This is a genomic window from Amycolatopsis sp. NBC_01480, assembly GCF_036227205.1.
Taxonomy (GTDB): Bacteria; Actinomycetota; Actinomycetes; order Mycobacteriales; family Pseudonocardiaceae; genus Amycolatopsis.
Map to the genome: position 1 here is coordinate 469,734 of NZ_CP109442.1, position 26,504 is coordinate 496,237.

A 26,504-nucleotide genomic window follows, 5' to 3' on the forward strand; every position below is an offset into this window, starting at 1 on the left:
CACCGCGTTCACTCCGAGAACCCACTCCCCACAGCCTGACCTACCTGCACTAATCGCCTCCGCCGATCAGGAGAACGCGAGTTCTGCCCAATGCCCTCCGCCGTCGGTCGTCCGGTACACCGCGGAGCCGCCGTCGGAGTCCGGCAGGCCGTCCACGACCACGCCGGTGCCCGCGCCGGGGAAGTCCAGGTCCGCCAGTTCGAAGCCCCGCTCGCTCAGCCGGACGGTGCTCCAGGTCTGGCCGCCGTCGGTGGTGTGGTGCAGGAATCCGACGCCGCCGCCCACGGCCGACACGGTCGCGTCGTCCGCCGTCGCGGCGCTGAAGCCCTGCGTGATGCCGGTGACCGGCGCCTGCGCGGTCGCGGTGAACGTGCCGCCGAGCTTCGGCGCCCGCCAGATCGACCGCTCGGACGAACCCGGCTGCGGCTGTCCGCCGCCGCTGTTGCACAGGACGACCACCTGACCGTCACGCACGCCGCCGAGCACCGCCGTGGTCCCCACCGGGCACGGCCGCGTCGCCGGGGTCAGCGCGGCGCCGTCGGCGGAAGTCCAGTACTTCTCGACGCTGAAGTCGGCGTCGAGGGAGATCTGCACACCGCCGTCGGTGGTGACGTCGCCGCCGGTGAGCCCGCCGGTCACTTCGAAGCCGGGCAACGGCTTCAGCAGCGGCGCCCCGGCGATCCCGCTGTAGATGGCGGTTTTTTCGGTGTCGCCATAGGTCCTGATCACCGCGTAGACCCGGCCGCCGGTTTCGGCGATCTTCGAAACGTACCGTCGCTGCCCGGTGTCGCCGGCCTGCAGCACCGGGAGCCAGCGCCGCCCGCCGTCGCGCGTCACAACGATCTTCGTGCCGTCGGTGACGTACATCAGCTGCTGGCTGAACGCGGTCAGCCGGACCTGATTGTGGTTGTCCGGCAAGGACATCGGCGGCGCGGGCAGCTGCCGCCAGTGCTTTCCGCCGTCGGTCGTCGCGAGCAGCGACGGGCACCAGCCGGGCGTGCCGCAGTCGGTGAAGCCGAGCACCAGGCCGCGTTCCGGACTGGTCCAGGAGGTCGACGAGGGCGCGAAGCCGGCCGGCACCGCGGGATCAGCCGAAGCCGGGGAGGCGACCGCGAGCACGCCGAGCACGGCCGCCACGAGGGCCGCCAACCGAGTGAGTTTCATGTCCGGCAGGACGTGCGGTGCGGGGCGAGGTTGCCTCCGATGATCAACCCGGCGCGGCCGCCAGCCGTTCGTCCAGCTCAGCCAGGTCGGCCACGAACCACACGTGCCGGCCGCGGTTCGACTCGCGCACGACGTCGCGCAGCACCGGGCTCTCCGCGACGTACGCGCTGACGTCGCCGAGCACCGCGAGCCGGTACCGGTAGGCCACGAGTTTCGAGAAGAACCCGCCGATCAGCCGCGTGCCCGGGTCGAAGAACCGCGGCGCGAAGCGCTCGACCGGGATGACCAGCAGCTCGGCGTCCAGGAAGTAGACGTCCGCGAGTGTGTCCAGCGCGTCCTGCTCGGTGGCCAGCTCCGGCCCCTCGGCGGGCGCCGTCCACACCCGGATCCCGTGCCGCTGCACGACTTCGGTCATGATCGCCGCCGGTGAGCAGGCGCGCGAAAAGCAGTCATCACCATGCCTCCGAGAAGTCGGCGACCAGCCGCAGCAGGTCGGCGCTCGCGGCCAGGCCGCCGATCACCACGAGCTTGAGCCGGGCCCGGTCCGGGTCGTGCACGGTCTCCACCCGCAGGGCCTGGCCGTGGATCGACCCGTGCACGTAGGTGCTCAGCCGGTCGGCCGCGGCCCGGTCGATGCCCTCGAGCTCCACGATGCTCGTCGCCTCGGCCGCGCGCGGAGCCGGCGGCGGCCTGGGGACTCCGGTGAAAGCAGCCAGATCGGCGGCGGAGATCCGGTACTGTTTCCCGATGCGCACCGCCTTCAGCCGCTGGTCGCGCACGTAGCCGCGCACCGTCCGGACGTGCAGCCCGAGACGCTCCGCGACCTGTTCGACCGAGTACAGCTCCTGCGTCATGTCACTCCCTATACCTCCTCAAAATACCTCAGATATGTACAGATAGGGAAGTTTGCGGTAGGAATCACGGGTGCTGTTTCACGGGCAAGGCCGCCGGGTAGTTCCGTTCCGCCCGCTGGGCGAGACGGAGGTGCTCGGCTGATGACCGACGCGGAGGAGCTCGACGCGGGAACCACCGCGAGACGGTTCGATCTGGGCCTGTTCGGTCCCCCGCCCACGGTGATCGCCGGCCGGTACGTGCTCGGCGACCTGCTGGGCGAGGGCGCCACCGCGCGGGTCCACCGGGCGCACGACCAGCTCCTCGACCGCGCCGTCGCGGTGAAGCTGTTCCACCCCGGCACCGTCGAGCTCGGCCGGGACAGACGGGCGCAGGAGGTGCAGGCGCTCCGGGCCCTCGAGCACCCGGGGCTCGTCAGCCTTTACGACGCGGGCACCGACGAGGGCCACGCGTACCTGGTGATGGAACTCGCCGAAGGACCGAACCTCGCCAAGCGGCTGGCCACCGGGCCCCTGCCCGGCGACGAGGTGACGCGCCTCGGCGTCCAGCTCGCCGAGGCGCTCGCGCACGTGCACGCCCACGGCGTGACGCACCGGGATCTCAAGCCCGCCAACATCTTGCTCGCCGGCGGCCGCGCGCTGATCGCCGATTTCGGCGTCGCCCGGCTGGTCGACGCGACCCGCGTGACGGCCACCGGGGCCACCGTCGGCACCGCGGCCTACCTCGCGCCCGAGCAGGTGCTGGGCGAACGGCCCGGCCCGCCCGCGGACGTCTACGCGCTCGGCCTGGTGCTGCTGGAATGCCTGAGCGGCGTGCGCGAGTACCAGGGCACCCCGGCGGAGTCGGCCGTCGTGCGGCTGCACCGGCAGCCCGACGTGCCGGAAGGCCTGCCCGAGCCGCTTTCGTTGGCGCTGCGCGCGATGATTGCCCGCGAGCCGGACGCCCGCCCCACCGCCGCGACCGCCGCCCGCGCCCTGCTCGGCGAGGCCGAGATCGTGCCGCCGCCACGCGGCCGGCGCCGGCTGCTGCTGTTCGCCTCCGCGGCCGCGGTGCCGCTCGCGATCGCGGCAATCGGAGCCGCGCTGCTGCTGAACTTGACCAGCCCCACCAACGGCGCCGTCGTGCCCGCCCCCGCGCCCACCCTCACCCCGCCGGCCAACCCGGCGCCGGTCCCGGTGCCCGTCTCGCCGATGGGCGCGCCAATGGGCTCGCCGACGGCCCCCGGCCAGGGGCCGGTGGTGCAGCAGGGCAAGGCCGCCCGTCAAGCCGACCGCCCGGCCAAGACCAGCAAGGGGAAAGGCCCGGCCGTCCGGCGCCACGGCAAGGGCCCCCGGCCGAAGTGACGCCTCGATCATTTTCCTGACAGTGGCGGAATTTCGGCGCGTCCGTGGTCCCGCTCCAGCAGGACGACGGGAATCTGCCGGCCGGAAACCGCCTCGAACTCGGCGAACTTCGGCACCAGCGCGGTCTGGGCCGCCCAGATCCGCTCACGCTCCGCGCCCTCGGTGGTCCGAGCCACGACCGGCACGCTTTCCGTACCTGCGCTTTCCGTGCCCACTTCGATGACCGTGCGCGGATTGACCAGGAGATTGCGATACCAGACCGGATGCCGCGGACTGCCGCCGTGCGTGGCGAAAACGGCCCAGCTGTCGCCGACCGGCAGGTAGAACAACGGACTGATCCGCGCGTGCCCGGTCTTGGCGCCGGTGTGGTGCACCAGGATCAGCGGCATGCCGCGGTCCCCGCCGAAGCCGGGGACCGGGGGCGGAACCGGGCGGCCCGCGGCGAATTCCTCGTCGCTGCTCCATGCCGCAAAACCGGCGTTCGCGCGGAATTCCGCGATGATCCGTTCGTTCCAGCCGAGGATGCCGGTGGCGGCCGTGGACGGGTCGGACATGATTTCCCCTTCGCCATCCGGAGCACTTGCTCCTCAACGTAGCACGAGGGCGGAGCAGGTGCTCCGGATAAGCGCTACACTCGGCCGCATGGCAGTGGCTGAACCCCGTCGCCGGGCGCCGCGCGTGGACGCGATCCGCAACCGGGAAGCGATCGTCGAGGCCGCCGCGGCCGCGTTGGCCGAGCAGGGCACCGCAGTCGACGTACGCGAGATCGCCCGTCGCAGCGGGGTGGGCATGGGCACCCTCTACCGGCACTTCCCGAAGAAGGAAGACCTCGTCGAAACGGTCCTGCGCCAGGAGTTCTCGGAGTGGGCGGAATCCGCGCGCCGGAACGCGATCGGCGCCGCGGACCCCTGGGCGGCCCTGACCGACTTCTACCGGCAGGCCCTGACCGGTTACGCCCGCCACCGCGCGATCATGGAGAGCTTCGCGGTGATTTCTTCGGCTTCCGACACCGACGGCCTCCAGCAGCTCCGCCTCGTCCTCGAGGAACTGCGCGCCAGCGCCGCAGACCTGCTACGCCCCGGCGTGACCACCGACGACCTGCTGCTCCTGCTGGTCTCACTGGGCCACGCCGTCCAGCTCACCGACGAATGCCGGCCGCAGCTGTGGCACCGGCTCCTGCACATCTCACTCGACGGCCTACGTGCCGGCCATCGTGAGCCGCTTCCCGCCGGACCGTCCACTCAGGACTCGACACTGAGGACTCGACACTGAGCGGCTAGGGCTTCCGCGGCGCTTTCGGGTCTTCCGGGGCATCCGGGCGGACCGGCGAGGACTCTGCAGCCGTTGGGGACTCGGCGGGCGGCCGCGAGGCCCCGGCCGGGTCCGACTGGGCCGGTGTGGCGAAGTGGTCCCGGCACCAGCGGCCGTACCGCCTCGAATTCGCGGTCATCGCGTCACCTCCTCCCGTGGTCCTGCAGTAGACCCCACCAGGGTCCCCCGCGAACGGAGGCGGCGCCAGCCCATTATCGGCACTCAGCCGACCGAGTGGCGGCACGCGCCGCGAATCAGGCGCCGTCGTCACCGTCGCGCAGGGAATCGATCATGCTCTGCAGGATCCGGAACGCGCCCGACTGCTCGGCGTCGGTCAGGCCGCCCAGCATTCTGACCTCGACGGACCGGACCGCCACGGTCGCCTTCTCCAGCTTCTTCCGGCCGCGAGGTGTGAGCCGCGTGGGCAGCACCTTCCCGACGCGCGCCTCCGCGGGCCTGGTCACGTGGCCCTCCCGTTCCAGCGTCTGAAGCAGGACGTTCATCGACTGCCGGGTGATGAACGTGCCCCGCGCCAGCTCGGAGTTCGACAAGCCCGGCCGTTGGGCCAGCAGCTCCAGGCAGGAGTAGTGCGTCACGGTCATCCCGAGCGGCCGCAACACTTCCTCCATGGCGACGCGCAGCGCACTCGACGCCTCCTTCAGCAGGTAGCCCAGTGACTTGTCCAAGTCGACGCCGTCTTGACTCATGTCAGCATTCTGACATACAGTGGGCCGTGTCAGAAAACTGACACGAAACCAAGGAGAGCACCATGCCCGTCACCGGCCCCGACTTCATCTCGCTCCAGGCGCGCGACCTCGGCGCTTCGCAAGCGTTCTACGAGCAATACCTCGGCCTCGTGCGCTCGCCGGCCGGACCGCCGCACGCCGTGGTCTTCGAGACGAAGCCGATCGCGTTCGCCCTGCGCGACGTCGTGCCCGGCACCGATCTCGGATCCGTGGCCCAGCCCGGCATCGGTGCCGCGATCTGGCTCCACGCCACGGATGTCCAGGCCATTCACGACGCGCTCGCCGCCGACGGCCACACCATCGTCTCGGCACCGATCGACGGCCCCTTCGGCCGGACGTTCACCTTCGCCGACCCGGACGGCTACCAGGTCACGCTCCACGACCGCGCCTGACCGCCGACGGCGCCGGACTGGAAGGACCAAGTCACTCCGCGGCGGGCGCGGCCTCGATGGCCAGCACGGCGATGTCGTCGTGGCTGGAGTTGCCCAGCCATTCCCGGACGGCTTCGCGCAGCCGCCGCACCACCTCGCGGGCGGGCAGGCCCACGCACTCGGCGAGCACGGTGAACAGGCGCTCGTCGCCGAACAGCTCCGCGGACTCCGTGCGGTTGCGGGCTTCGGTGACGCCGTCGGTGTAGAGCAGGCAGACGTCGCCCTCGTCGAGGTGGGTCACGGCCTCGGCGAACCGGGCCTGCGGCGAGATCCCGACGAGGGTGCCGGGCACGCTGACCTCCTCGACCCCGCCGTCACGGCGCAGGATCAGCGGCGCCGGGTGGCCGCCGGAGGCGAGCGTCAGGTCCAGGCCGGACTCGGCGGGCGCGACCGAGCCGAGCACCAGCGTCGCGAACCGGTTGCTGCCGCCCGCGATGAGGAGTTCGTTGAGCAGGCGCAGCAACGTCCGGCCGTCGCGTTCGACCAGGTGCAGCGCGGCCAGGGAATGGCGGACCCGGCCGGTGAGCGCGGCGGCCTCGGCGCCCTTGCCGCAGATGTCGCCGACCACCAGGAAGGCGCTGCCGTCGTCGCGGCCGAGCACGTCGTAGAAGTCGCCGCCGACGCCGAGCACGCCGCCGGCCGGCTCGTACCAGATCTCGAACCGCGCGCCGTCCACCTCCGCGGGCGGCTGCGGGCGCAGCGTGGACTCCAGCCCGCGCGTCGCCTCTTCCTGCCGGGCGTACCGCTGCGCGTTGGCCAGTGCCGTGCCCGCCGCCTTGGCGAACATCGAGGTCGCGCGCGCCTGCCCGGATCCGAACGCCGGCTCGCCGCGCCGTCCGATCAGCACCGCGCCGGTCACGCCCGCGCTGTCCGTGACACCGAGCGAGACCACGGAAATCTCGGCGTGGCCGGGGAACCGCTCGGCCACAACCGCGGGCAGCGCGGCCACCTCCGCCTCCGGCACCGCCCGCACCTCGGGCACACCGACCGCCGCGAACGTCTCGGCGACGACCGGCGCGAGCTGGGCCGGCACGCGCCGGATGCGGCCGTGCCCGGGCGCGGCGTGGTCCTCGGCGCTCCACCACTCCCAGCGGCCGCGGGTGGTGGGCAGCAGCACGAACACGCACTCGCCGAGCGCGCCCGCGGCCAGCTCGGCGATCACCCGCGCCGTGCCGTGCCGTCCGCGCGCGGCGGCGAGCTTCGGCCCGGCGTCGGCGAGGAAGTCCTCCGGGCGGCGCGGGCTGTCATCGATGACAGTCCAGGCGTGCCAGCCCTCGGGCAGCGCGCGGACGTGCGCGGCGCGGTGGTGGCCGCCGGCGTCGATCCGGCCCGTGGTCTCCGTCACGCTGACCAGGACCGGCGTGACGCCTTCGGTGCCGAGCGCCTTGGCCGCCGCGTTCGCCCAGCGCAGCGAGCCGTCGGCGTCGGTGACGAACACCGGGTCCCGCACGTCTTCGAGCACCGGCCGCCAGAACGCGCTGTACTCCGGCAGGCCTTCAGCAGGGGCGCCGGGTGGCCGGGCCGACGCCGGGGCGGGCCGTGACACCATGCACGAACCTCCTGCCTCCGGGTCGACCGACTTTCCTGGTTCTTCAAGGTTGGCACAGTGTGCGCGGGCGGACTGGGTCGAAGTGTAGGGCGAACCGTGGCACGCTGGGTCGACGACCATGCCCGGCACACGCATGGTGGAGAGGTGCGGCTGAAATGACAACGCGATCCGAGCGCGACGAGCTCGCCGGGCCGGACGGTATCAGCGCGGGTGAACACGCTGCGCTGGAACGGCTTCTGGCCGCGGCCCGCGACCTCGGTGAGGGCAACTTCCGCCGCCGGCTGGTCGCCCACGGCGACGGGATCACCGCCCAGCTCGCCACCGCGTTCAACGACATCGCCGAGCGCAACCAGCGGCTGGTGACCGAGCTGATGCGCGTGCGCACCGCCGTCGGCCAGGAGGGCCGGCTGACCGAGCGCGTGCGCGCCGAGATCGGCCCCGGCGGCTGGGCCACCGCGGTCGAGACGGTGAACGGCCTGATCGAGGACGTCAACCGGCCCGTGGTCGAGCTGGACCGGGTGCTCGGCGCCGTCGCCTCGGGCGACCTGTCGCAGCCGATGGCGCTGCAGCTCGACGGCCGTCCGCTGCAGGGCCAGTACGAGGGCCTGGCCAAGACCGTGAACGGGCTGCTCGCGCAGCTGTCCCGGTTCGCCGCCGAAGTGATCCGGCTGTCCCGCGAGATCGCGGGCGAGGGCCGGCTCGGCGGGCAGGCCGAGGTCCCGGGCGTCGCCGGCACCTGGCGCGACCTCACCGACTCCGTGAACTTCCTCGCCGACAACCTGACCGAGCAGGTCCGCAACATCGCCCAGGTGACCACCGCCGTCGCGCGGGGCGACCTGACGCAGAAGATCAACGTCGACGCCCGCGGCGAGATCCTGGAACTCAAGAACACGATCAACACGATGGTCGACCAGCTGTCGTCCTTCGCCGACGAGGTCACCCGCGTTTCCCGTGAGGTCGGCAGTGAGGGACGGCTCGGCGGCCAGGCCCGCGTGCCCGGTGTCGCCGGCACCTGGCGTGACCTCACCGACTCGGTGAACCTGATGGCCGACAACCTCACCGACCAGGTCCGCAACATCGCCCAGGTGGCGACCGCGGTGGCCACCGGCGACCTGACGAAGAAGATCGACGTCGACGCCCGCGGCGAGATCCTGCAGCTCAAGAACACGCTGAACACCATGGTGGATCAGCTGTCCGCGTTCGCCGACGAGGTCACCCGCGTGGCCCGCGAGGTCGGCAGCGACGGGCGGCTGGGCGGCCAGGCCGAGGTGCCGGGCGCGGCCGGCACCTGGCGCGGGCTGACCGACTCGGTGAACCAGATGGCCGACAACCTCACCGACCAGGTCCGCAACATCTCCCACGTGACCACCGCGGTGGCCAAGGGCGACCTGACGCAGAAGATCACCGTCGACGCGCGCGGCGAGATCCTCGAGCTCAAGACCACGATGAACACGATGGTCGACCAGCTCTCCGCGTTCGCCGACGAGGTCACCCGAGTGGCCCGCGAGGTCGGCACGGAGGGGCAGCTGGGCGGCCAGGCCACCGTGCCCGGCGTCGCGGGCATCTGGCGCGACCTCACCGGCTCGGTGAACTTCATGGCCAACAACCTCACCGCGCAGGTCCGCAACATCGCCCAGGTCGCCACGGCCGTGGCGCGCGGCGACCTGACGAAGAAGATCGCGGTGGACGCCCAGGGCGAGATCCTGGAGCTCAAGACCACGCTGAACACGATGGTCGACCAGCTCTCGGCGTTCGCGGACGAGGTCACCCGCGTTTCCCGCGAGGTCGGCACCGAGGGCAAGCTCGGCGGTCAGGCCGCCGTGCCGGGCGTCGCCGGCACCTGGAAGGACCTGACCGACAACGTCAACTTCATGGCCAACAACCTGACCGACCAGGTGCGCAACATCTCGCAGGTGACGTCCGCGGTGGCGAAGGGCGACCTGACGCAGAAGATCACCGTCGACGCGCGCGGCGAGATCCTCGAGCTCAAGAACATCCTGAACACGATGGTCGACCAGCTCTCGGCGTTCGCCGACGAGGTCACCCGGGTGGCGCGCGAGGTCGGCACCGAGGGCAAGCTCGGCGGCCAGGCCCAGGTCCGCGGAGTCGCGGGCACCTGGAAAGACCTCACCGACAACGTGAACGTGATGGCCGACAACCTGACCGTGCAGGTGCGGAGCATCGCGAACGTCGCCACCGGCGTGGCCAACGGCGACCTGTCGAAGAAGATCTCCATCGAGGCCCAGGGCGAGGTCGCCGGGCTGGCCGACACGCTCAACAGCATGGTCGAAACGCTGCGCGCCTTCGCGAACGAGGTGACGCGGGTTTCGCGCGAGGTCGGCACCGAGGGCATCCTCGGCGGCCAGGCGCGGGTGCCGGGCGTGGCGGGCACCTGGAAGGACCTGACCGAGAACGTCAACTTCATGGCGCACAACCTGACCAGCCAGGTCCGCAACATCTCGCAGGTGACCACGGCCGTCGCGCGCGGCGACCTGTCCAAGAAGATCGACGTGGACGCCCGGGGCGAGATCCTGGAGCTCAAGACCACGATGAACACGATGGTCGACCAGCTGTCGGCGTTCGCCTCGGAGGTCACGCGCGTGGCGCGCGAGGTCGGCACCGAGGGCAAGCTCGGCGGCCAGGCCGAGGTCGAGGGCGTGTCCGGCACCTGGAAGCGGCTCACCGAGAGCGTGAACCAGCTGGCCGGCAACCTCACCACGCAGGTCCGCGCGATCGGCCAGGTCGCCACGGCCGTGACGGCGGGCGACCTGACCCGGCACATCACCGTGGACGCGTCCGGGGAGCTGGCCGACCTCAAGGACAACATCAACCAGATGATCGCGAACCTCAAGGAGACCACCTCCGCGAACCGCGAGCAGGACTGGCTGAAGACGAACCTCGCGCGGCTGTCCGGGCGGATGCAGGGCCATCGCGACCTCGCGTCGGTGGCCGCGCTGATCCTGTCCGAGCTGGCGCCGCTGGTGAGCGCGCAGCAGGGCGCGTTCTTCCTGGCCCACGACGACGGCGCCGACCCGGTGCTGGACTGCATCGCCGCGTACGGGCTCGCCCAGTCGCGCGCCGGGCTGCGGTTCGCGCTCGGCGAGTCGCTGATCGGGCAGGCCGCCGTCGACCGGCAGACCATCCTGGTGCGCGCGGCGCCGCCGGAGTACGCGCTGGTCTCCTCCGGGCTCGGCTCGGCGCCGCCGGTGAACGTGATCGTGCTGCCCGTGCTGTTCCAGGGCGAGGTGCTCGGCGTGCTGGAACTGGCTTCGGTCAACGAGTTCTCCGCCGTCCACCTGGACCTGCTGGAGCAGCTGCGGCACACCATCGGCGTCAACGTGAACACGATCCTGTCCAACTCCCGCACCGAGGCGCTGCTGACCGAGTCGCAGCGGCTGGCGCAGGAGCTGCGCGCGCGCTCGGAGCAGTTGCAGGCGCAGCAGGGCGAGCTGCGGAAGTCGAACACCGAGCTGGCCGAGAAGGCGGCGCTGCTGGCCCAGCAGAACCGCGACATCGAGGTCAAGAACATCGAGATCGAGCAGGCGCGCCAGGAGCTGGAGGAGCGCGCCGGGCAGCTGACCGTGGCGTCGCAGTACAAGACCGAGTTCATGGCGAACATGTCGCACGAGCTGCGGACGCCGCTCAACAGCGCGCTGATCCTGGCGAAGCTGCTGTCGGAGAACCCCGAGGGGAACCTGACGGAGAAGCAGATCCAGTTCGCGAAGACCATCTGGGCCGCGGGCAGCGACCTGCAGCAGCTGATCAACGACATTCTCGATCTGGCGAAGGTGGAGGCCGGCCGGCTGGAAGTGCAGATGTCCGACGTGACGCTGCCGGAGCTGGTGAACTACGTCGAGTCCCTGTGCCGCCCGCTGACGGCGGACAAGGGCCTGGAGTTCGCCGTGCGGATCGACCCGCCGGTGCCGGGCAGCGTGCACACCGACGAGCACCGGCTGCAGCAGGTGCTGCGCAACCTGCTGTCCAACGCGGCGAAGTTCACCGACGAGGGCGGCGTCCGGCTGCACATCCGGATGGCGTCGGCGGAGGAGGTCGAGCAGCAGTCGCTGCAGTCGGCGGCGGGCATCATCGCGTTCGCCGTGGAGGACACCGGAATCGGCATCCCCGAGGAGAAGCTGGCGATCATCTTCGACGCCTTCCGCCAGGCCGACGGCACGACGAGCCGCAAGTACGGCGGCACCGGGCTGGGCCTGTCGATCAGCCAGCAGCTCACCGAGCTGATCGGCGGCGAGCTGCGGGTGCGCAGCGAGCCGGGCAAGGGCAGCACGTTCACGCTGTACCTGCCGGTGGGCGCGGCGAACCTGATCGCGCCGACCGCGCCCGCGCGCCCCCAGCCGAAGCTGCCGGTGCTGCCGAGCACCATCACCGTCGCCGAACCGGACAGCGCCCCGAAGCGCTTCCACGGCGAAAAAGTCCTGATCGTGGACGACGACCTGCGCAACGTCTTCGCCCTCGCGGCGGTCCTGGAGCAGGCCGGCCTGGAGGTCATCTACGCCGACACGGGCGTCGCGGGCATCCGCGCGCTGGAACGGCACGAGGACACGGCGCTGGTGCTGATGGACGTGATGATGCCCGAGCTGGACGGAAACGCCACCATCGCGGCCATCCGCGCCGAAGCCGCCCACGAGGACCTGCCGGTGATCGCCGTGACCGCCAAGGCCACGGCCGAAGACCGCGAACGCACCCTGGCCTCCGGCGCGGACGACTACATCACCAAACCGGTCGACACGGACCTGCTCCTGGACGTCATCGCCCTCCGCCTGGAGGCCGACGCGGCTTCGGCCTCGGAGAACCCGCAGGCCGGAGATCATTCGAACAATGGAGCGGGTGACGGGAATCGAACCCGCGTAGCTAGTTTGGAAGACTAGGGCTCTACCATTGAGCTACACCCGCAGCGCCCCGGTTCGACCCGGCGGCGCGCCCAGCTTAGCGTGAGGGCTAGGCTGTCCGAGCACACCCCCTCGACGCGCGTGTCGGGCCCGGGTGGGCAGCCGGGATGTGGCGCAGCTTGGTAGCGCATCCGCTTTGGGAGCGGAGGGTCGCAGGTTCAAATCCTGTCATCCCGACCAGGAACACGGCTTTGAGCGGCAAAAACGGCGGGTCCCCAGCTTGAGCGGGGATTCGCCGTCTCAGTTTCGGTCTCAGTGCACCTCGTCATACGGGCCCCGCAGCGATTACCTCACCCGCCCGGGATCGTCGGGAAAGCCTGCCGCGCCAACGAGTTCTGGGTCGAGGAAGGTGGTGATCGAGACCAGGCGCGTGGGGTCGGTGGTCAGCACGGCCAGGCCGAACGGGCGGAACGGCTCGTCGGTCCGGTCGCGGTGGTAGGCCACGGCCGCCGGCTGGGTGTTGGCGACGGTCGGGAACATGCGGTAGAGGCCCGGTGCGGTGAGCACGTGCTCGGCGAGGAACGGGACGCACGAGCGTTTTCCGGACAGCGACAAGCCGGACGGGATCACCTCGAGGGTCGCGTCGTCGCGTAGCAGGCGGGTCAGGGCCGGGACGTCGGCGGTTTCGAAGGCGGCGATGTAGGAGTTCAGGACATCGCGCGCCGCGGGCGAGTCCGGCTCGGCGAAGTTCTCCGGTGCCGGCGCCAGCTCGTCGAGCCGGGCCCGGGCGCGTTGAAGGGCGCTTTTGACCGCGGGCACGCTCGTGCCGAGCACCTGGGCGATCTCGGCGGCCGGCATGGCCAGCACTTCGCGCAGCAGGAACGCCGCGCGCTGGCGCGGCGGCAGGTGCTGCGCGCTGGCGACCAGCGCGAGCCGCAGCATCCGCCGCTGTTCGGCCACCTGGGCCGGGTCGCCGAGCCACGGGGCGAGCCACAGCACCTCGGCCGCGGCCAGCGGGACGTCCGGGTCCTCGCCCGGCGCGCCGAGCCCGGCGGGCAGTACCCGGCGGCCCCGCCCTTCCAGCGCCGTGAGGCACACGTTCGTGGCGATCCGGTACAGCCAGGTGCGCACCGACGAGCGTTCCTCGAAGGAGGCGCGGCTGCGCCAGGCCCGCAGGTAGGTCTCCTGAACGAGGTCTTCGGCCTCGTGCGCCGAGCCCGTCATGCGGTAGCACAGGGCCACCAGCTCCGGCCGGTACTGCTCGAGACCGTCCCATGTTTCCGGCATTCCCTCATCCTCGCCGTGGCCTGTAGCGCAGGGACACCAGCCCCGGGTCGCCGCCCGGACCGGCGCTGAGCAGCTCCCACGCGCTCGGCGCGTCGCCGGGCCAGGAGCGGGAGCCGCCGCCGGGAACGATCACGGGCACGACGGTCACGGCCAGCTCGTCGACCAGCCCGGCCGCGGTGAGCGCCCGCCCGAACCGGCTGTGCCCGTAGACGATCAGGTCCCCGCCGGGCTCCCGCTTCAACGCGGCGACCGTGTCGGCGACGTCGGTGCCGAGCACGGTGGTGTTCGTCCAGTGTGGATCCCGCAGGGTCGAGGAGAACACGTATTTCGGCATGGCGTTGAGGTGGGCGGCGTACTCGCCGGGAGTGTCCGGCCACTGCCGGGAGAACACGTCGTAGGTCCCGCGGCCCATCAGCATCGCCGAACTCCCCCGCAACACCGCCAGGGAGGCAGCCGCGCTGCCCGGCCCGAAGTAGGGCCCCGCCCACGCCATCGGCTCGTCGATCACGCCGTTGAGCGACACCAGGGTGCTCAGCACCAAGCGCCGCGAACAGTGCCTCGTCATAGCAGGTCAGACTCGGCCGGGCCCGGAAAGGAATCGGTCCGCAGCCGATTCCTCCGGATGCCGCCGCCGGTCTGACCTGCCATGAAACTCAGCTATTACCTGCCCACCGGAACGACCCACGAGTTCGCGGGCTACACCGACCCGGTCGCCGCGTTCGACAAGCTCCTGGAGCTGGCCAAGGTCGCCGACGAGTCCGGGTTCACCACCATCTGGGCGCCCGACCACTTCATCCCGTTCGGCCCGTCCGGGTCCTACGTCTTCGAGGCCTGGACCACACTGGCCGCGCTGGCCCGCGAGGTCGGCACCGCCCGGCTCGGTCAGCTGGTCACCGGCAACGGCTACCGCAACCCCGCCCTGCTGGCCAAGATGGCCTCCAACCTCGACGTCCTCTCCGGCGGGCGGCTGACCTTCGGCATCGGCGCCGGCTGGTACGAAGACGAGTACAAGGCGTTCGGCTACGACTTCCCCGGCGCCGGCGAGCGCCTGCGGCGCCTCGAGGAGGCGCTGCTGATCATCCACGAGCTGTGGACCGGCAAGCCGGCCACCTTCGACGGCCGCTACTTCAGCACCGCAGGCGCGGTCAGCCTGCCGACCGGCGTCCAGCTGCCGCACCCGCCCGTGATGATCGCCGGCGGCGGGGAGAAAGTGACGCTGCGGCTGGTCGCGATGTACGGCGACCTGTGCAACGTGCAGGAGTCCCCCGAGGTGGTGCGGCGCAAGTACGACATCCTCGCCCGGCACTGCGAGACGGTGGACCGCGACTTCTCGACGATCACCAAGACCTCGACGAGCTACTGCATCATCGCCGACACCGACGAGGAGGCCCGCGCGGCGGTTCCGCCGTGGGCGCCCTTGGTCTTCCCGGGCGAGCTGGCCGAATACGGGCTGATCGGCACCCTCGACACGATCCGCGAACGACTGGCGGCCTACCGCGAAGCGGGGGTGGACGAACTGATCGTCGGGTTCCAGAACGCGCTCGACGCCGACACCCTCCGGACTTTCGCGAACGAGTTCATCACCACCTGATCCGCGACTCGAGGAACACATTGGGGCTTATCCAGGCGACCGTCTGAATAAGCCCCAATGATAGGACGAAAACTGCGCTCTTCCGGGCAAGAAAACACTCAAAGCCGTCCTATGACGGGCCGACCACGTGCTTTCAGGAACCGGTTTGCTCGAGGCGGTAGCCGTAGCCCCGCACCGTGGTGATGACCGGGATCGCCTCAGAGGTCGCCGCGGCGGCGGCCAGTTTGCGGCGGAGCGCGACGATGTGCACGTCCAGCGTCTTGGTCGAACCGTGCCAGTGGGTGTCCCACACGTCCGCCATCAGCGCGTCCCGGCTGATCGCCGCGCCCGGTTCCTGCGCCATGCGCAGCAGCAGGTCGAATTCCTTGGGGCGCAACGAGACCTCGTCACCCGCCAGCACCACACGACGGGCGGCGACCTGCACCACCAGTTCCCCCACCCGCAGCGGCTTCTCGTCCGGCGGATGGCCCCGGCGCAGGTGCGCGTGCAGCCGGGCCAGCAGTTCCCGCAGCCGGATCGGCTTGGTCAGGTAGTCGTCGGCACCGATTTCCAGGCCTACGACGACGTCCATTTCCTGCGTGCGCGCCGTGACCATGATGATCACCGCGCCCGGCGTGATCTCCCGCGCGCGCCGGCACACCTCGACCCCGTCGAGGTCCGGCAGGCCGAGGTCGAGGAGCACGAGGTCGTACTCGTCGAGCTTCATCCGGCGAAGGGCGTCGCCGCCGGTGCGGGACCACATCACGTCGTAGCCGTGTGTCCGGAGGGCCGATTCGAGCAGGCTGCCGATGGTTTCATCGTCTTCTACGAGCAGAACCGCCGCCATGTCCGAATGATACCGGATCTCGCACCCGCTGATCCTTACCGCGATTCACCAGGGCCACCGTCCGACACGGTGATTAACCGAATGCGGGGTGAACGCTGGCCTGGCGCTAACCTTTCCGCTCGCCCGGATTTCGCAATCCGCGAATCGTCAAGGCAGACTGCAATCATGCGCAGACGCATCATTCTGCTCGCCGCGGCCGCCGCGCTGCTGGCCACCAGTCTTTTCGGCATCCCGCTCGCGGTCGCCGTCGCGAACTACTTCACCCAGGACGAGCGCACCGAACTCGAACGCACCGCCGACGCCGCGGCGCTGTCGATCGCCGACGACGTGCTCGCGCACCGGAGCCTGCCGGAGTTTCCGGGGTCCGAAGAGGACACCACCGGCCTCTACGCCCCGGCCGGAGCGCTCCTGACCGGCGGCGGCCCGGCGAGCGCCGATCCCGTTGTGGTGCAAGCCCGCGACGGCCAGGTGGCCAGCGGCGAGGCCGGCTCGGAACTCGTCGTGGCCGTGCCGATCCTGCAGGACGGGCAGCTGAGCGGCATCGTGCGCACGTCCGCTCCCCTGGCGGACGGGTACCAGAAGATCGCGATCTCCTGGCTGGCCATGGCCGGCCTCGCGGCCGCCGCGATCGTGCTGACCTGCCTGCTCGCCGCCCGGCTGGCCGCCCGGATCGCCCGCCCGCTCGAGAAGCTGTCCGCGGCGGCCGGGCAGCTCGGCGACGGCGACTTCAGTGTCCGCGCCCCGGCCAGCGGCATCGGGGAGATCGACCGGCTGGGCGGCGCGCTGGACCAGGCGGCGGCCCGGATCGCCGATGCCCTCCATCGCCAGCGTGCACTGGCGGCCGACGCTTCGCACCAGCTGCGCACCCCGCTGGCCGGTCTGCGCCTCCAGCTGGAATCGGCCCTGGACCCGCCCGGGCAGAACCTGGCGGCGGCCGTCGAGGCCGCGATCAGCACCACGGATCGGCTGGAGACGACCATCGACGACGTGGTCACCCTCGCCAACCGGCCCCCGGAGGATCGCGGGGTGATCGAGCCCGAAGCGCTGCTGCGCGACGTCGTGGCCGGCTGGCGGGACCTGCTCACGAGCCAGGGCAGGCAGCTGGTGGTCTCTCCCGAGGCCGATGGGCGGCCCAGGGCCGCCGAGGCCGCGGTGCGGCAGATCATCGGTGTCCTGCTGGACAACGCCGTCATCCACGGCGAAGGGACGGTCATGATCACGACCCGCGACAGCGCGGACGCGTTCGCGATCGACGTGGCTGACGAAGGACACGGCACCGGCGACGGCCAGGACCTGTTCATCCGGGGGCACAGTGGCGCCGGGAGCACCGGAATAGGCTTGGCGCTGGCCCGGGAGCTCGCGGAGGCCGAAGGCGGCCGGCTGTGGCTGAGCCGGCCCGCGCCGACGACTTTCACCCTGATACTGCCGCGCGCGCATGCCGGGCACCGGAGCGTGCGATGACCGCGAAGTGCTTACGCGGCAAGCATCTCAGGGAGTCGTGGCGTTGCCGCCCAAACGCGCCAGGGCACGTTCCCACAGCCGGGCCCGGTGCTTGTCCAGCAGGCGGCGGCTGATCAGGTAAACACCGCCCAGCGCCGCGAGAATGGCCGATTCCCACAGCACACCACCGACAACGGCCGTGAGGAACACTTCGGAGCCGCCCAGCGGCGGGGTGACCCGGCTGCCCGACTGATCGGTCCACACCGGGGTCTGCGCCGGGAAGGACGGACCGGCCGCCACCTGCACGACCCCTCGCCGGGGCTGCCCGTCCGGCGCGCTCCAGTCCGCCGTGACCGACCTGAGGCCGCCGATCGCCGCCCCTCCCCCTGAGACCTCTCCGGGAGGCAGCGGGATATCGGGCCGGAGTTTCGCGGTCACCAGGTGCCGGGAATGCGCGTCCGCGGCCGCCGTGGCCGCGAGCCTGCCGTAATCGGTCGCGGAGAGCACGCCGACGACCGCGATCGAAACGGCCGCCAGCAGCCCCAGCAGCACGATGGCCCAGGCCTCCAGCCGATCGGGAGCCCGGCCGGACCGGGAGATGATCGGCCGCACCAACCGCAAGTGCCTCGACACCGCACCCGAACCCCGTATCACCCGCATCACCCCAGGGTGGGCCACCGGACCGGACCGGGAAATGCTGTTAGCCAGGCTTTTGCCCGCCGCTGGCAAACAATTGCCCGACCCCGCGCCGTCATCGGGAAACAATCACCGGACGCGGCCGAGGTTAACGCGGATTAGCCCGCCGCGAACCGGGTGCTGTCCGCGATCGCCCTAGCTTGGCTTCGTGTTCTCCCCCTCGGCCACCGAGCGGGACGCCGGCCACACCACCCACAGCGCTTCCACCGCGTCGGAAGCGGCCCGGAGAGGATGCCATGTCCACAACCACCACGGCCCGCATCGCCATCGCGGCGATCGCGGCATCGGTGCTCACCGCCTGCTCCGGAACCCCGGCGCCCGCACCGGGTCCGGCCTCGGGCCCGGCTTCGGGAGGTGCCCCGGCGACCGGCACCGCGGCGACGGAAGTCAACCCCGCGGGCGACATCCCCGACAACCAGGCCTACATCCCCTTCGCCCCGCCAGGCGCCGGCTTCACCGTCAAAATCCCCGAGGGCTGGGCTTCCTTGGCGTCGGGCACGACGACGACGTTCACCGACAAGCTGAACCAGGTGCAGGTCAGCTCGTCGCGCGGCGCGGCCGCGCCGACGCCCGCGTCGGTGACCGCGACGGACGTCCCGGCGCTGAAGACCCGGACCCCGAACTTCGCCATGGGCCAGGTTTCGACGGTGTCCCGCCACGCGGGCCCGGCGACGCTGCTGACCTACCGGGGCGATTCCGCGCCGAGCCCCGTCACCGGAAAGGTGGTCCGCGACGCGTTCGAGCGCTACAGCTTCTTCCGGGCCGGGATCCGTGTCGACCTGACGCTGTCCGGCCCGGCCAACGCCGACAACGTCGACCCGTGGCGCACCGTCACCGACTCGCTGAGCTGGTCGTGATGACCGTCCCGGAGTGCTCGACGCCGGCGCTGAACGCTCGTGAGCTCTACCGTTTCTTCCGCACCGGTGACGACGAAACGCTGGCCCTGCGCGGGGTTTCCCTCACCGTCGCACGAGGCGAAACGGTCGCGGTCGTCGGGCCGTCCGGGTCGGGGAAGTCCACGCTGCTGGCCTGCCTGGCCGGGCTGGACGAACCGGCGGGCGGCAGCGTCGAGGTCGGGGGCGAACAGATCAGCCATCGCCCCGAAACCGTCCGCGCGAAGATCCGCGCCCACCGGATCGGCGTCCTCCTGCAGGCCCGCAACCTGCTCCCGCACCTGGACGTGCGGGGAAACGTCCGGCTCGCCCGCAAAGCCTGGCGCCACAGCGGAATCCGGCCCGCGGTGGCCGAACTGCTGGAGCAGGTCGGCCTCGACCGGCGTGGCCGGGCGATGCCCGCGCAGCTCTCCGGCGGCGAACTCGCCCGAGCCGGCCTCGCCGTCGCGCTGGCCAACCAGCCCGACGTGCTGCTCGCCGACGAGCCGACCGGCGAACTCGACGGGTCCACCGAGCAGCACATCCTGGCGCTGCTGCGCGAGCACACCGGTCAGGGCGCGGGCCTGCTGATCGTCACCCACAGCCCCGAAGTGGTGGCGATCGCCGACCGCGTCGTCACGATCCAGGACGGCGAGGTGGCGGCATGAGCGCCGAACCGCTGGTCGTGTGCGAGGACGTGGCCCGGACGTTCGGCACCGGGCCGAGGGCGGTCACCGCCGTCCACGATTCCCGCTGCAGTATCCACAGTGGAGCGCGAATCGCGATCGCCGGGCCGTCCGGCTCGGGCAAGTCCACGCTGCTGCACCTGATGGCCGGCCTGGAACGGCCGACCCGCGGCAGCGTCACCTGGCCCGCGCTCGGCGCGGCCGGAGCACGCACCCGCGAGATCGGCGTCGTCTTCCAGAGCCCCAGCCTGGTCCCGACCCTGGACGTCGGCGAGAACGCGGGCCTTCCCCTCGTCATCGCCGGCATCGGAGAACCCGAGCTGGCCGAGCGCGTGGCCGAAGCGCTCGCCCTGGTCGGGGTCGACGACCTGGCCGCCAGGCTGCCCGAGGAGATCTCGGGCGGCCAGGCCCAGCGGGTGGCGGTCGCGCGGGTGCTCGCGCAACGGCCGCGGCTGCTGCTCGCGGACGAACCCACCGGCCAGCTCGACCGCGCCGCGGGACAGCGGCTGCTCGACGCGCTGCTGGACGCGACCGCGCACCTGGGTGCCGCGCTCGTCGTGACCACCCACGACCAGGCCGTCATCGAGCGCCTGGACACGCACTGGACCATGCACGAAGGCACGCTCCGCACCACCGAATCCCGGACGGTGAAGTCATGATCGGCCTCTGGCTCGGCGGCCTGCTCCGCCGTCGTACCGGACGTCTGCTGGCGACCGCCGCCGGCATCGCACTCGCCGTCGCGCTGACCGCGGCCCTCGGTTCGTTCCTCGCGTCCTCCCAAGCCACGATGACCGCCCGCGCACTGCGGTCGGTCGCCGTCGGCTGGCAGGTCGAAGTCCAGCCCGGCGGGGATCCCGGCGCCGTGCTGAACCAGCTGCGGAGCCTGCCGGGCACCACCGCGGTCCGCACCGTCCACATCGAACACACCAGCGGTCTGCTCGCCACCACCGGCGGCACCGAGCAGACCACCGGCCCCGGCGTCGTGCTGGGGCTGGCCCCCGGCTACGCGGCCGCCTTCCCGGACCAGATCCGGCCGCTCAGCGGGTCCCCCGACGGCGCGCTCATCGCCCAGCAGACCGCGTCGAACCTGCACGTCCGGCCCGGCGACCAGGTCTCGATCAGCCTGCCGGGCAGCCCGCCGCGGCCGGTCACCATCGCCGGCGTCGTCGACCTGCCCCAAGCCGACTCCCTCTTCCAGAAGGTCGGCGCGCCGGCGCAGACGCAGCCTTCCGCCCCGCCGGACAACGTGCTCCTGCTGCCCGAGTCCGCCTTCACCGCGCTGATCGGAAACGGTGCCCCGGTCACGCAGTTCCACGTGGCCCGGGCGGCACCCGCGTCCCAGGACCCGGCCACCGCGTACCAGAGCGAAATCGCCGCCGCGCACAACTTCGAAGCCCAGGCCGCCGGCGCCGCGCTGGTCGGCAACAACGTCGGCGCCGCACTCGACGCGGCCCGCGGCGACGCCGCCTACGCCCAGATGCTGTTCCTGTTTCTCGGCCTTCCCGGAGTGGTGCTCGCCGCGCTGCTGACCAGCACGCTGGTGGGCGCGGGCGGCGATCGGCGGCGCGCGGAGCAGGCACTCCTGCGCACGCGTGGCCACACGCCGCGAACGGTCGCCTGGATCGCGGTCACCGAGGCCGCGTTCGTCGCACTGGCCGGCGGAGCCGCGGGGCTGGTGATAGCCGTGCTGGCAGGCCGGCTCGCCTTCGGCCCCTCGCCGGAAGGCCAGAGCACCGCGGCCACGGCGTGGTGGTTCGTGATCGCCTTCGCGGCCGGGCTGCTGATCACGGCGCTCACGGTGCTGGTCCCGGCGATCACGGGGCTGCGGAACCAGACCGTGTCCCAGAACCGGCAGCTGATCGGCACGCACCGCACGCCGTGGTGGGCCAAGGCGGGGATCGACGTCCTGCTCATCGCGGCCGCGCTCGTCGTGTTCCTGGCCTCCGGCGCCAACGACTACGCGCTGGTGCTGGCGCCGGAGGGGGTGCCGAGCATCTCGGTGTCCTACTGGGCGTTCCTCGGCCCGGCGCTGCTGTGGCTTGGCGCAGCAGCCCTGTTGTGGCGCCTGGCCACGCTCGCGCTCGGGCACGGCCGGGGCCCGCTGCGGCGGATCCTGCGGCCGCTGGCCGGCCGGCTGGCGCGCCCCGGAGCGGCCGGGATCGCCCGGCAGCGCCGTCCGCTCGCCCGCGCGATCGTGCTGCTGGCGCTGGCGCTGTCGTTCGCCGCGTCGACGGCGGTGTTCAACAGCACCTACCAGCAGCAAGCCGAGGCCGACGCCCAGCTGACCAACGGTGCCGACGTCGCCGTCACCGAACCGCCCGCCGCCCAGGTCTCCCCGGCCGCCGGGGCGGCGTTGCAGAACGTCGCCGGAGTCCGGCACGTCGAGCCGATCCAGCACCGGTTCGCCTACGTCGGCGCCGACCTGCAGGACCTCTACGGGGTCCGGCCGGAAAGCATCAGGGACGTCACCGCGCTGCAGGACGCCTACTTCCAGGGCGGCAGCGCCGCGGACCTGATGGCCACCCTCGCGCGTCAGCCGGACGCCATTCTCGTCAGCGCCGAGACCGTCAAGGACTTCCAGCTCAACCCCGGTGACCTGATCAACCTGCGCGTGCAGGACGCGCGGACCAAGGCGTTGCGGACCGTGCCCTTCCACTACCGCGGAATCGTCAAGGAGTTCCCCACCGCGCCCAAGGACAGCTTCTTCGTGGCCAACGCCGGCTACCTCGCGCAGAGCACCGGCTCCGACGCCGTCGGCGCGTTCCTGGTCGACACCGGCGGCGGCAACCAGCCCGCGGTGGCCGCCGATCTGCGAGCCCGGCTCGGCGCCACGGCCGCGGTCACCGACATCACGCAGACCCGCGCGCACGTCGGCTCCAGCCTCACCTCGGTCAACCTCTCCGGGCTCACCCGGCTGGAGCTGGCGTTCGCGGTGCTGATCGCGGCCGGCGCCGGCGGGATCGTACTGGCGGTTGGACTGGCCGAACGCCGCCGCGGCCTCGCGATCATGGCGGTCCTGGGTGCCGGGCGCCGCCAGCTGCGCGGCCTCGTCCTCGGCGAGGGACTGGTGCTGATCGCCGGTGGCCTCCTCGGCGGCGGGCTCATCGCGTGGGGCGTCTCGCAGATGCTCGTCAAGGTCCTGACGGGGGTGTTCGACCCACCACCGTCCTCGATCACCGTGCCGTGGGCCTACCTCGCCCTGACGGCCGCCGCGGTCGCCGCCGCCGTCGCGCTCGCCGCCGTGACCAGTGCGCGCGCCTCGACCCGTCCCGCCGTGGAGGAACTCCGTGACCTGTGACCCGGGCCGGTGACTGTCCACATCGGAACGACCGGGTCGGCGGCTTCGCAGCGGTGGTGGTGTCGCGAGCGGTCGGGGCGCCGAGTGGTCGGTGAGCGGATGCGGGGACGTCGCGTCCGCGCCTTTGGCGGCAACGTTCCGCGCGGACCATCGTCGCGGCGGCGGACGGCCGGTTGAGTGTTCTACAGCACGCCGAGCACGCAGTTGTTCAAGCTCTGGCGATTTTAGTACGTAGGCTTTGGTGGGACGTGGCCGAGCCTTTTGGTCTCGGCAGTGAGATGGCAGCCGATGGAGATGCCGAACACCGTGTTGACATGGCTGCCGAATTGAATGGAGCTTCCGTCCTGGTAGTTGTGGAAGAAGGCGTCGTGTGAGCCTGGGGTGTCGTGTAAGCGCTGCGGGCTGGCGTTGAATCCGTACTTGGCGACAACTGGCCCGACGACGGCGAGCGCTTGTTCGTAGTCTGCGTCCGAAAGCGTTCCAGACACGACATGGTTTTCCAGGTGGAGGGTTTCCGCCGCGGAGTCGAGCTTCGGGTGGTCGGCTCCGCACCCGGCCCGGATGGGCTCGTCGGTGACATTCGGGCGCCGAGATTCGCCACCGGACATGCGGTTCGGCTCGCGCATCCGGGTTTCCGGATCCTGCCGACGGTTAGTGGTCACGATCTGTCCTACGCGGGGGTGGCGTGGGCGCAGTACCGGACGACAGAGGCTTTGGCGAGCCCAGCCGGGCCACGCCAAAAGCCTTCTGCCACAAGGCGTCTGCAGATTACCCAGCCAACAACTCGGGATGCCGAGCCTCGACCATCCTCGCCAGTCCGTCCTGCCACTTGATCTGAGTGTGGCCGATCAGCTGATGCATCCTGGTCAGATCACAAGTCACGCTGCTCAAGTTGTGCGCACTCGGCGCGAAAGTCACGTCCAGGCCGGTCAGTTTCGCCATGTAAGTGCACCACTGCTCGATACTCGAGACCTCGTCGCCGGCCCAGTTGACGGTGGTCGCGGGGGTTCGCGCCGCGTCCAGTAGCGCGGGGATCATCGCCATCATGTCGTCGTGGTGGATGGGCTGGTATTCGCTGGGGCTGTCCTCGTGGACGGGGACCGGGTAGCCGGCCAGCATCGCCTCCAGCAGGTACATCGGCCAGCCGCCCTCGTCGCTGTACGGCACGTTGAGGCGGGCGATGGTGGTCGGCAGGTTCAGGCGGCGCGCGCAGGAGCGGGCCATGGCTTCGGCCGCGATCTTCGAGATGCTGTAGGTCTGGAACATCTCGCCCCCGCCACGGTGGTTGTCGCCCAGGGGGTCGTCTTCGGCGAAGCGGTGGTGGCCGTTTTCCTGGTAGACGCCGGTGGTCGAGCAGTGCAACACGGCCTTGGCAGTACGGCACGCGGTCATCAGCGCGCCGAGACCGTCGACGTTCGCGTCCAGGTCGACGCCCCAGTCGTTGGTCCGCGAGACCGCGAAGTTGAGCACGAAGTCGACGTCGGGCAGCCGGGGCAGGTCCGTGTCCGTCAGGTCGGCCTGCACGGTACGCACACCGGCATCCTCCAGGCTCGCCCGGACCTGGGCGTCGCCGAACCGGCCGACCGCCCACACTTCGTTCGCCTGGGCCAATTCCAGGGCAATCGGCCGGCCCACCATTCCGGTGACACCGGTCATCAGCACCTTGGTGTCGCGCAGCATCGTCCTTGTCCTCCCGAATGCCGGCCGATCGACGGCCGGCGGCTCGTTCCCGCCAGTCAACACCCGGATCAGCCGGGCCCGCCGCGCTGCACGGACGATCAGGAAGCGACGTTGCCCAGGTGATCCGGTCCAGGTGCGAGCCCCTTGCTCAATCTATCGAAACTCGATAGATTCCCATCGTAACTCGATAAGAGGGGCAGACCATGGGAAAGCTGGCCGTGCAGGCGCTGCGCGTCGTGCTCGCGGCGGTGCTCGCTGGGACCGTGCTCATCCAGGTGCTGATGGTGTGGACGCTGATCAGCGGGAACGATCCGGAAAACGGGTCGGTCCCGCTGACCGCGCTGCGCTTCATCACGATCTTCGGCCTGGTGACGGTGCAGGTCGCCGTGGTCAGCGTGTGGCGGCTGGTGACGATGGTGCGCCGCGGGACCGTGTTCTCCCACGCCGCCTTCCGGTACGTGGACCGGGTGATCGGCGCGATCGTGGCGGCGGCCCTGGTCTGGTTCGCGGTCACCGCCGTGAACGCGCCGGGCCAGCGCGACGACCCGGGCGTCACGCTGATCATGGGCGGGATCGGCCTGGCCATCCTCGGGGTCGCGCTCGTGGTGTTCGTGCTGCGGATGCTGCTCGCCCAGGCGGCGCGGATGCAGGACGAACTGGCCGAGGTGATCTGATGGCGATCACCGTCGACATCGACGTGATGCTGGCCCGGCGCAAGATGTCCGTCGGCGAGCTCGCGGACCGCGTCGGGATCACGCCCGCCAACCTGGCGGTGCTCAAGAACGGCCGCGCCAAAGCGGTCCGCTTCGCCACGCTCGCCGCACTATGCGAGGTGCTCGACTGCCAGCCGGGCGACCTGCTGCGCTGGGAAGCAGACGACGCCGCGAGCGTGAAACCACCGCGCACCACCGTTTCCTGACCGCCTACGTGCGGGCGATCACCACCGGGCAGAGCGCGTACGAGATCAGGGCCTGGCTCGTCGAACCCAGGGCCAGCCCGCTGAGCCCGCCGCGGCCACGGCTGCCGACGACCAGCAGCTGCGCCCGGTCGGCTAGGTCGAGCAGCCGTTCGGCCGGGCGGCCGGCCTCGACGACGCGCTCCACGGTCACGTCCGGGAACTTCTCCTGCCAGCCGGCCAGGCGCTGGGCGAGCAGCTCGTGCTCCTCCTGCTTGACGGCCTCGCGGTCCATCGTCCAGCGGCGCTCCTCGAAGACCTCGGACAGGAACGCCTCGTGCCAGCTGTGCACCGCGATCAGCGGGGCCTGGCGCCAGGACGCCTCCTCGAACGCGGTCGCGATCGCGCCCTCGCTCAGCGGAGTGCCGTCGACGCCCACGACAACCGGACCCTCGGTGGGCGCCTCGTCGTCCCCGACGTGCGGGCGGATCACGGCCACCGGGCACGGCGCGTGCGCGGCCAGCGCCACCGAGACCGACCCGAGCAGGACCCGGCCGAGCTCACTGCGGCCCGGGGTGCCGAGCACGACCATCGTCGCGCCGTCCGCCTCGGCGAGCAGCGCTTCGGCGGCCCCCTCGGACCGCACCTCGGACTCCACCTCGACGCCGGGCGCGGCTTCCTCGGCCGCGGCGCGCGCTTCGGCGAGCACGCGTTCTCCCCGCGCGCCAACGGCTTCCTGGATTTGCTCGAACGTCGCGTCCGCACCCGGGTAGAGCGCGGGGAGTTCGGGCAACGCGTGGATGAGGCGGAGGCCCCGGCGCCGTTCCCGCGCGACGAGTGCCGCCCAGCGGACCGCCGTGAGCGCGGCCGCGGAACCGTCGACGCCGACCACCACTGCTGAACCCGACCCGGTCATCCCATGCCTGCTTTCCCTCGGCGGACGGTCTTCACCGTGAAAGTACCGGCTGTACGGCGAAAATACCTCCCGGA

25 protein-coding genes and 2 tRNA genes are annotated in these 26,504 nt (G+C 71.3%); 13 read left to right on the plus strand and 14 right to left on the minus strand.

The window, feature by feature from the left end; translation table 11 throughout:
- Positions 1–66 precede the first annotated feature (66 nt).
- From OG371_RS02305 to OG371_RS02315, 3 genes are read right to left on the minus strand one after another with little or no spacing between them, the layout of a single operon-like run.
- On the minus strand, positions 67–1,149 hold the full coding sequence (locus tag OG371_RS02305) for a WD40/YVTN/BNR-like repeat-containing protein (RefSeq protein WP_329065034.1): 1,083 nt from the start codon (positions 1,147–1,149) through the stop codon (positions 67–69).
- Between the two features lie 58 nt (positions 1,150–1,207).
- Positions 1,208–1,579, minus strand: coding sequence for a DUF4180 domain-containing protein (locus tag OG371_RS02310; RefSeq protein ID WP_329065036.1), 372 nt, complete (start codon positions 1,577–1,579; stop codon positions 1,208–1,210).
- Positions 1,580–1,616: 37 nt separating this feature from the next.
- Positions 1,617–2,018: a helix-turn-helix domain-containing protein gene (locus OG371_RS02315; RefSeq protein WP_329065038.1), complete on the minus strand. Its 402-nt coding sequence runs from the start codon at positions 2,016–2,018 to the stop codon at positions 1,617–1,619.
- 141 nt (positions 2,019–2,159) lie between these two features.
- Between OG371_RS02315 and OG371_RS02320 the strand changes: the two genes are divergently transcribed.
- Positions 2,160–3,359 carry a serine/threonine-protein kinase gene (locus tag OG371_RS02320; protein ID WP_329065041.1) on the plus strand — a complete coding sequence of 400 codons (1,200 nt, stop codon included), beginning with the start codon at positions 2,160–2,162 and terminating at the stop codon, positions 3,357–3,359.
- An 8-nt stretch (positions 3,360–3,367) separates the two neighbouring features.
- Here OG371_RS02320 and OG371_RS02325 read toward each other — a convergent pair whose 3' ends face one another.
- Positions 3,368–3,913 (minus strand): nitroreductase/quinone reductase family protein, encoded by a 546-nt coding sequence (locus OG371_RS02325; protein WP_329065042.1) that lies wholly within the window; start codon positions 3,911–3,913, stop codon positions 3,368–3,370.
- Between the two features lie 88 nt (positions 3,914–4,001).
- On the opposite strand from OG371_RS02325, the gene OG371_RS02330 reads away from it, so the two are divergent.
- Positions 4,002–4,631, plus strand: a complete 630-nt coding sequence (locus OG371_RS02330) for a TetR/AcrR family transcriptional regulator (RefSeq protein WP_329065045.1) — start codon at positions 4,002–4,004, stop codon at positions 4,629–4,631.
- A gap of 293 nt (positions 4,632–4,924) precedes the next feature.
- On the opposite strand, the gene OG371_RS02335 is transcribed toward OG371_RS02330, so the two are convergent.
- The gene (locus OG371_RS02335) at positions 4,925–5,377 is read right to left on the minus strand and encodes a MarR family winged helix-turn-helix transcriptional regulator (RefSeq protein WP_329065047.1); all 453 of its coding nucleotides are present in this window, start codon (positions 5,375–5,377) and stop codon (positions 4,925–4,927) included.
- A gap of 62 nt (positions 5,378–5,439) precedes the next feature.
- Here OG371_RS02335 and OG371_RS02340 point away from each other — a divergent pair, with 62 nt between their 5' ends.
- Positions 5,440–5,808, plus strand: coding sequence for a VOC family protein (locus tag OG371_RS02340; RefSeq protein WP_329065049.1), 369 nt, complete (start codon positions 5,440–5,442; stop codon positions 5,806–5,808).
- A 31-nt stretch (positions 5,809–5,839) separates the two neighbouring features.
- On the opposite strand, the gene OG371_RS02345 is transcribed toward OG371_RS02340, so the two are convergent.
- Positions 5,840–7,309 carry a PP2C family protein-serine/threonine phosphatase gene (locus OG371_RS02345; RefSeq protein ID WP_442876073.1) on the minus strand — a complete coding sequence of 490 codons (1,470 nt, stop codon included), beginning with the start codon at positions 7,307–7,309 and terminating at the stop codon, positions 5,840–5,842.
- Between the two features lie 242 nt (positions 7,310–7,551).
- Between OG371_RS02345 and OG371_RS02350 the strand changes: the two genes are divergently transcribed.
- A complete protein-coding gene (locus OG371_RS02350; RefSeq protein ID WP_442876138.1) occupies positions 7,552–12,282 on the plus strand; it encodes a HAMP domain-containing protein in 4,731 nt (1,576 codons plus the stop codon).
- On the opposite strand, the gene OG371_RS02355 is transcribed toward OG371_RS02350, so the two are convergent.
- A tRNA-Gly gene (locus OG371_RS02355) sits at positions 12,234–12,307 on the minus strand. The genes OG371_RS02350 and OG371_RS02355 overlap by 49 nt on opposite strands.
- A 99-nt stretch (positions 12,308–12,406) precedes the next feature.
- Between OG371_RS02355 and OG371_RS02360 the strand changes: the two genes are divergently transcribed.
- A tRNA-Pro gene (locus OG371_RS02360) sits at positions 12,407–12,483 on the plus strand.
- Between the two features lie 105 nt (positions 12,484–12,588).
- Here OG371_RS02360 and OG371_RS02365 read toward each other — a convergent pair.
- Together OG371_RS02365 and OG371_RS02370 are read right to left on the minus strand one after the other, a co-directional pair.
- Positions 12,589–13,530, minus strand: a complete 942-nt coding sequence (locus tag OG371_RS02365) for an RNA polymerase subunit sigma-70 (RefSeq protein WP_329065053.1) — start codon at positions 13,528–13,530, stop codon at positions 12,589–12,591.
- 4 nt (positions 13,531–13,534) lie between these two features.
- The gene (locus OG371_RS02370) at positions 13,535–14,095 is read right to left on the minus strand and encodes a dihydrofolate reductase family protein (RefSeq protein WP_329065055.1); all 561 of its coding nucleotides are present in this window, start codon (positions 14,093–14,095) and stop codon (positions 13,535–13,537) included.
- Positions 14,096–14,176: 81 nt separating this feature from the next.
- Between OG371_RS02370 and OG371_RS02375 the strand changes: the two genes are divergently transcribed.
- Complete coding sequence (locus OG371_RS02375) at positions 14,177–15,121, plus strand: TIGR03560 family F420-dependent LLM class oxidoreductase (protein ID WP_329065057.1); 945 nt, start codon at positions 14,177–14,179, stop codon at positions 15,119–15,121.
- A 133-nt stretch (positions 15,122–15,254) separates the two neighbouring features.
- On the opposite strand, the gene OG371_RS02380 is transcribed toward OG371_RS02375, so the two are convergent.
- Entirely contained in the window at positions 15,255–15,947 is a 693-nt protein-coding gene (locus OG371_RS02380) for a response regulator transcription factor (protein WP_329065059.1), read from the minus strand.
- A gap of 165 nt (positions 15,948–16,112) precedes the next feature.
- Between OG371_RS02380 and OG371_RS02385 the strand changes: the two genes are divergently transcribed.
- Entirely contained in the window at positions 16,113–17,408 is a 1,296-nt protein-coding gene (locus OG371_RS02385) for a HAMP domain-containing sensor histidine kinase (protein ID WP_329065062.1), read from the plus strand.
- Between the two features lie 27 nt (positions 17,409–17,435).
- On the opposite strand, the gene OG371_RS02390 is transcribed toward OG371_RS02385, so the two are convergent.
- Positions 17,436–18,020: an Rv1733c family protein gene (locus OG371_RS02390; protein WP_329065063.1), complete on the minus strand. Its 585-nt coding sequence runs from the start codon at positions 18,018–18,020 to the stop codon at positions 17,436–17,438.
- 299 nt (positions 18,021–18,319) lie between these two features.
- Between OG371_RS02390 and OG371_RS02395 the strand changes: the two genes are divergently transcribed.
- The 4 genes from OG371_RS02395 to OG371_RS02410 are packed head-to-tail and all read left to right on the plus strand — an operon-like array spanning position 18,320 to position 22,939.
- Positions 18,320–18,940 carry a hypothetical protein gene (locus tag OG371_RS02395; protein ID WP_329065065.1) on the plus strand — a complete coding sequence of 207 codons (621 nt, stop codon included), beginning with the start codon at positions 18,320–18,322 and terminating at the stop codon, positions 18,938–18,940.
- Positions 18,940–19,623, plus strand: a complete 684-nt coding sequence (locus OG371_RS02400; RefSeq protein WP_329065067.1) for an ABC transporter ATP-binding protein — start codon at positions 18,940–18,942, stop codon at positions 19,621–19,623. Before OG371_RS02395 ends, OG371_RS02400 begins: the two co-directional genes overlap by 1 nt.
- Positions 19,620–20,300: an ABC transporter ATP-binding protein gene (locus OG371_RS02405; RefSeq protein ID WP_329065069.1), complete on the plus strand. Its 681-nt coding sequence runs from the start codon at positions 19,620–19,622 to the stop codon at positions 20,298–20,300. The genes OG371_RS02400 and OG371_RS02405 overlap by 4 nt, the downstream gene beginning before the upstream one ends.
- The gene (locus OG371_RS02410; RefSeq protein ID WP_329065071.1) at positions 20,297–22,939 is read left to right on the plus strand and encodes an ABC transporter permease; all 2,643 of its coding nucleotides are present in this window, start codon (positions 20,297–20,299) and stop codon (positions 22,937–22,939) included. Before OG371_RS02405 ends, OG371_RS02410 begins: the two co-directional genes overlap by 4 nt.
- 224 nt (positions 22,940–23,163) lie before the next feature.
- Here OG371_RS02410 and OG371_RS02415 read toward each other — a convergent pair whose 3' ends face one another.
- A complete protein-coding gene (locus OG371_RS02415; protein WP_329065073.1) occupies positions 23,164–23,601 on the minus strand; it encodes an LppA family lipoprotein in 438 nt (145 codons plus the stop codon).
- A 106-nt stretch (positions 23,602–23,707) separates the two neighbouring features.
- Complete coding sequence (locus OG371_RS02420; RefSeq protein ID WP_329065075.1) at positions 23,708–24,619, minus strand: NAD-dependent epimerase/dehydratase family protein; 912 nt, start codon at positions 24,617–24,619, stop codon at positions 23,708–23,710.
- Positions 24,620–24,822: 203 nt separating this feature from the next.
- Between OG371_RS02420 and OG371_RS02425 the strand changes: the two genes are divergently transcribed.
- Together OG371_RS02425 and OG371_RS02430 are read left to right on the plus strand one after the other, a co-directional pair.
- A complete protein-coding gene (locus OG371_RS02425) occupies positions 24,823–25,293 on the plus strand; it encodes a DUF2975 domain-containing protein (RefSeq protein WP_329065077.1) in 471 nt (156 codons plus the stop codon).
- The gene (locus OG371_RS02430) at positions 25,293–25,538 is read left to right on the plus strand and encodes a helix-turn-helix domain-containing protein (protein ID WP_329065078.1); all 246 of its coding nucleotides are present in this window, start codon (positions 25,293–25,295) and stop codon (positions 25,536–25,538) included. Before OG371_RS02425 ends, OG371_RS02430 begins: the two co-directional genes overlap by 1 nt.
- A 4-nt stretch (positions 25,539–25,542) precedes the next feature.
- Here OG371_RS02430 and OG371_RS02435 read toward each other — a convergent pair whose 3' ends face one another.
- Positions 25,543–26,430: a universal stress protein gene (locus OG371_RS02435; RefSeq protein ID WP_329065080.1), complete on the minus strand. Its 888-nt coding sequence runs from the start codon at positions 26,428–26,430 to the stop codon at positions 25,543–25,545.
- Positions 26,431–26,504 lie beyond the last annotated feature (74 nt).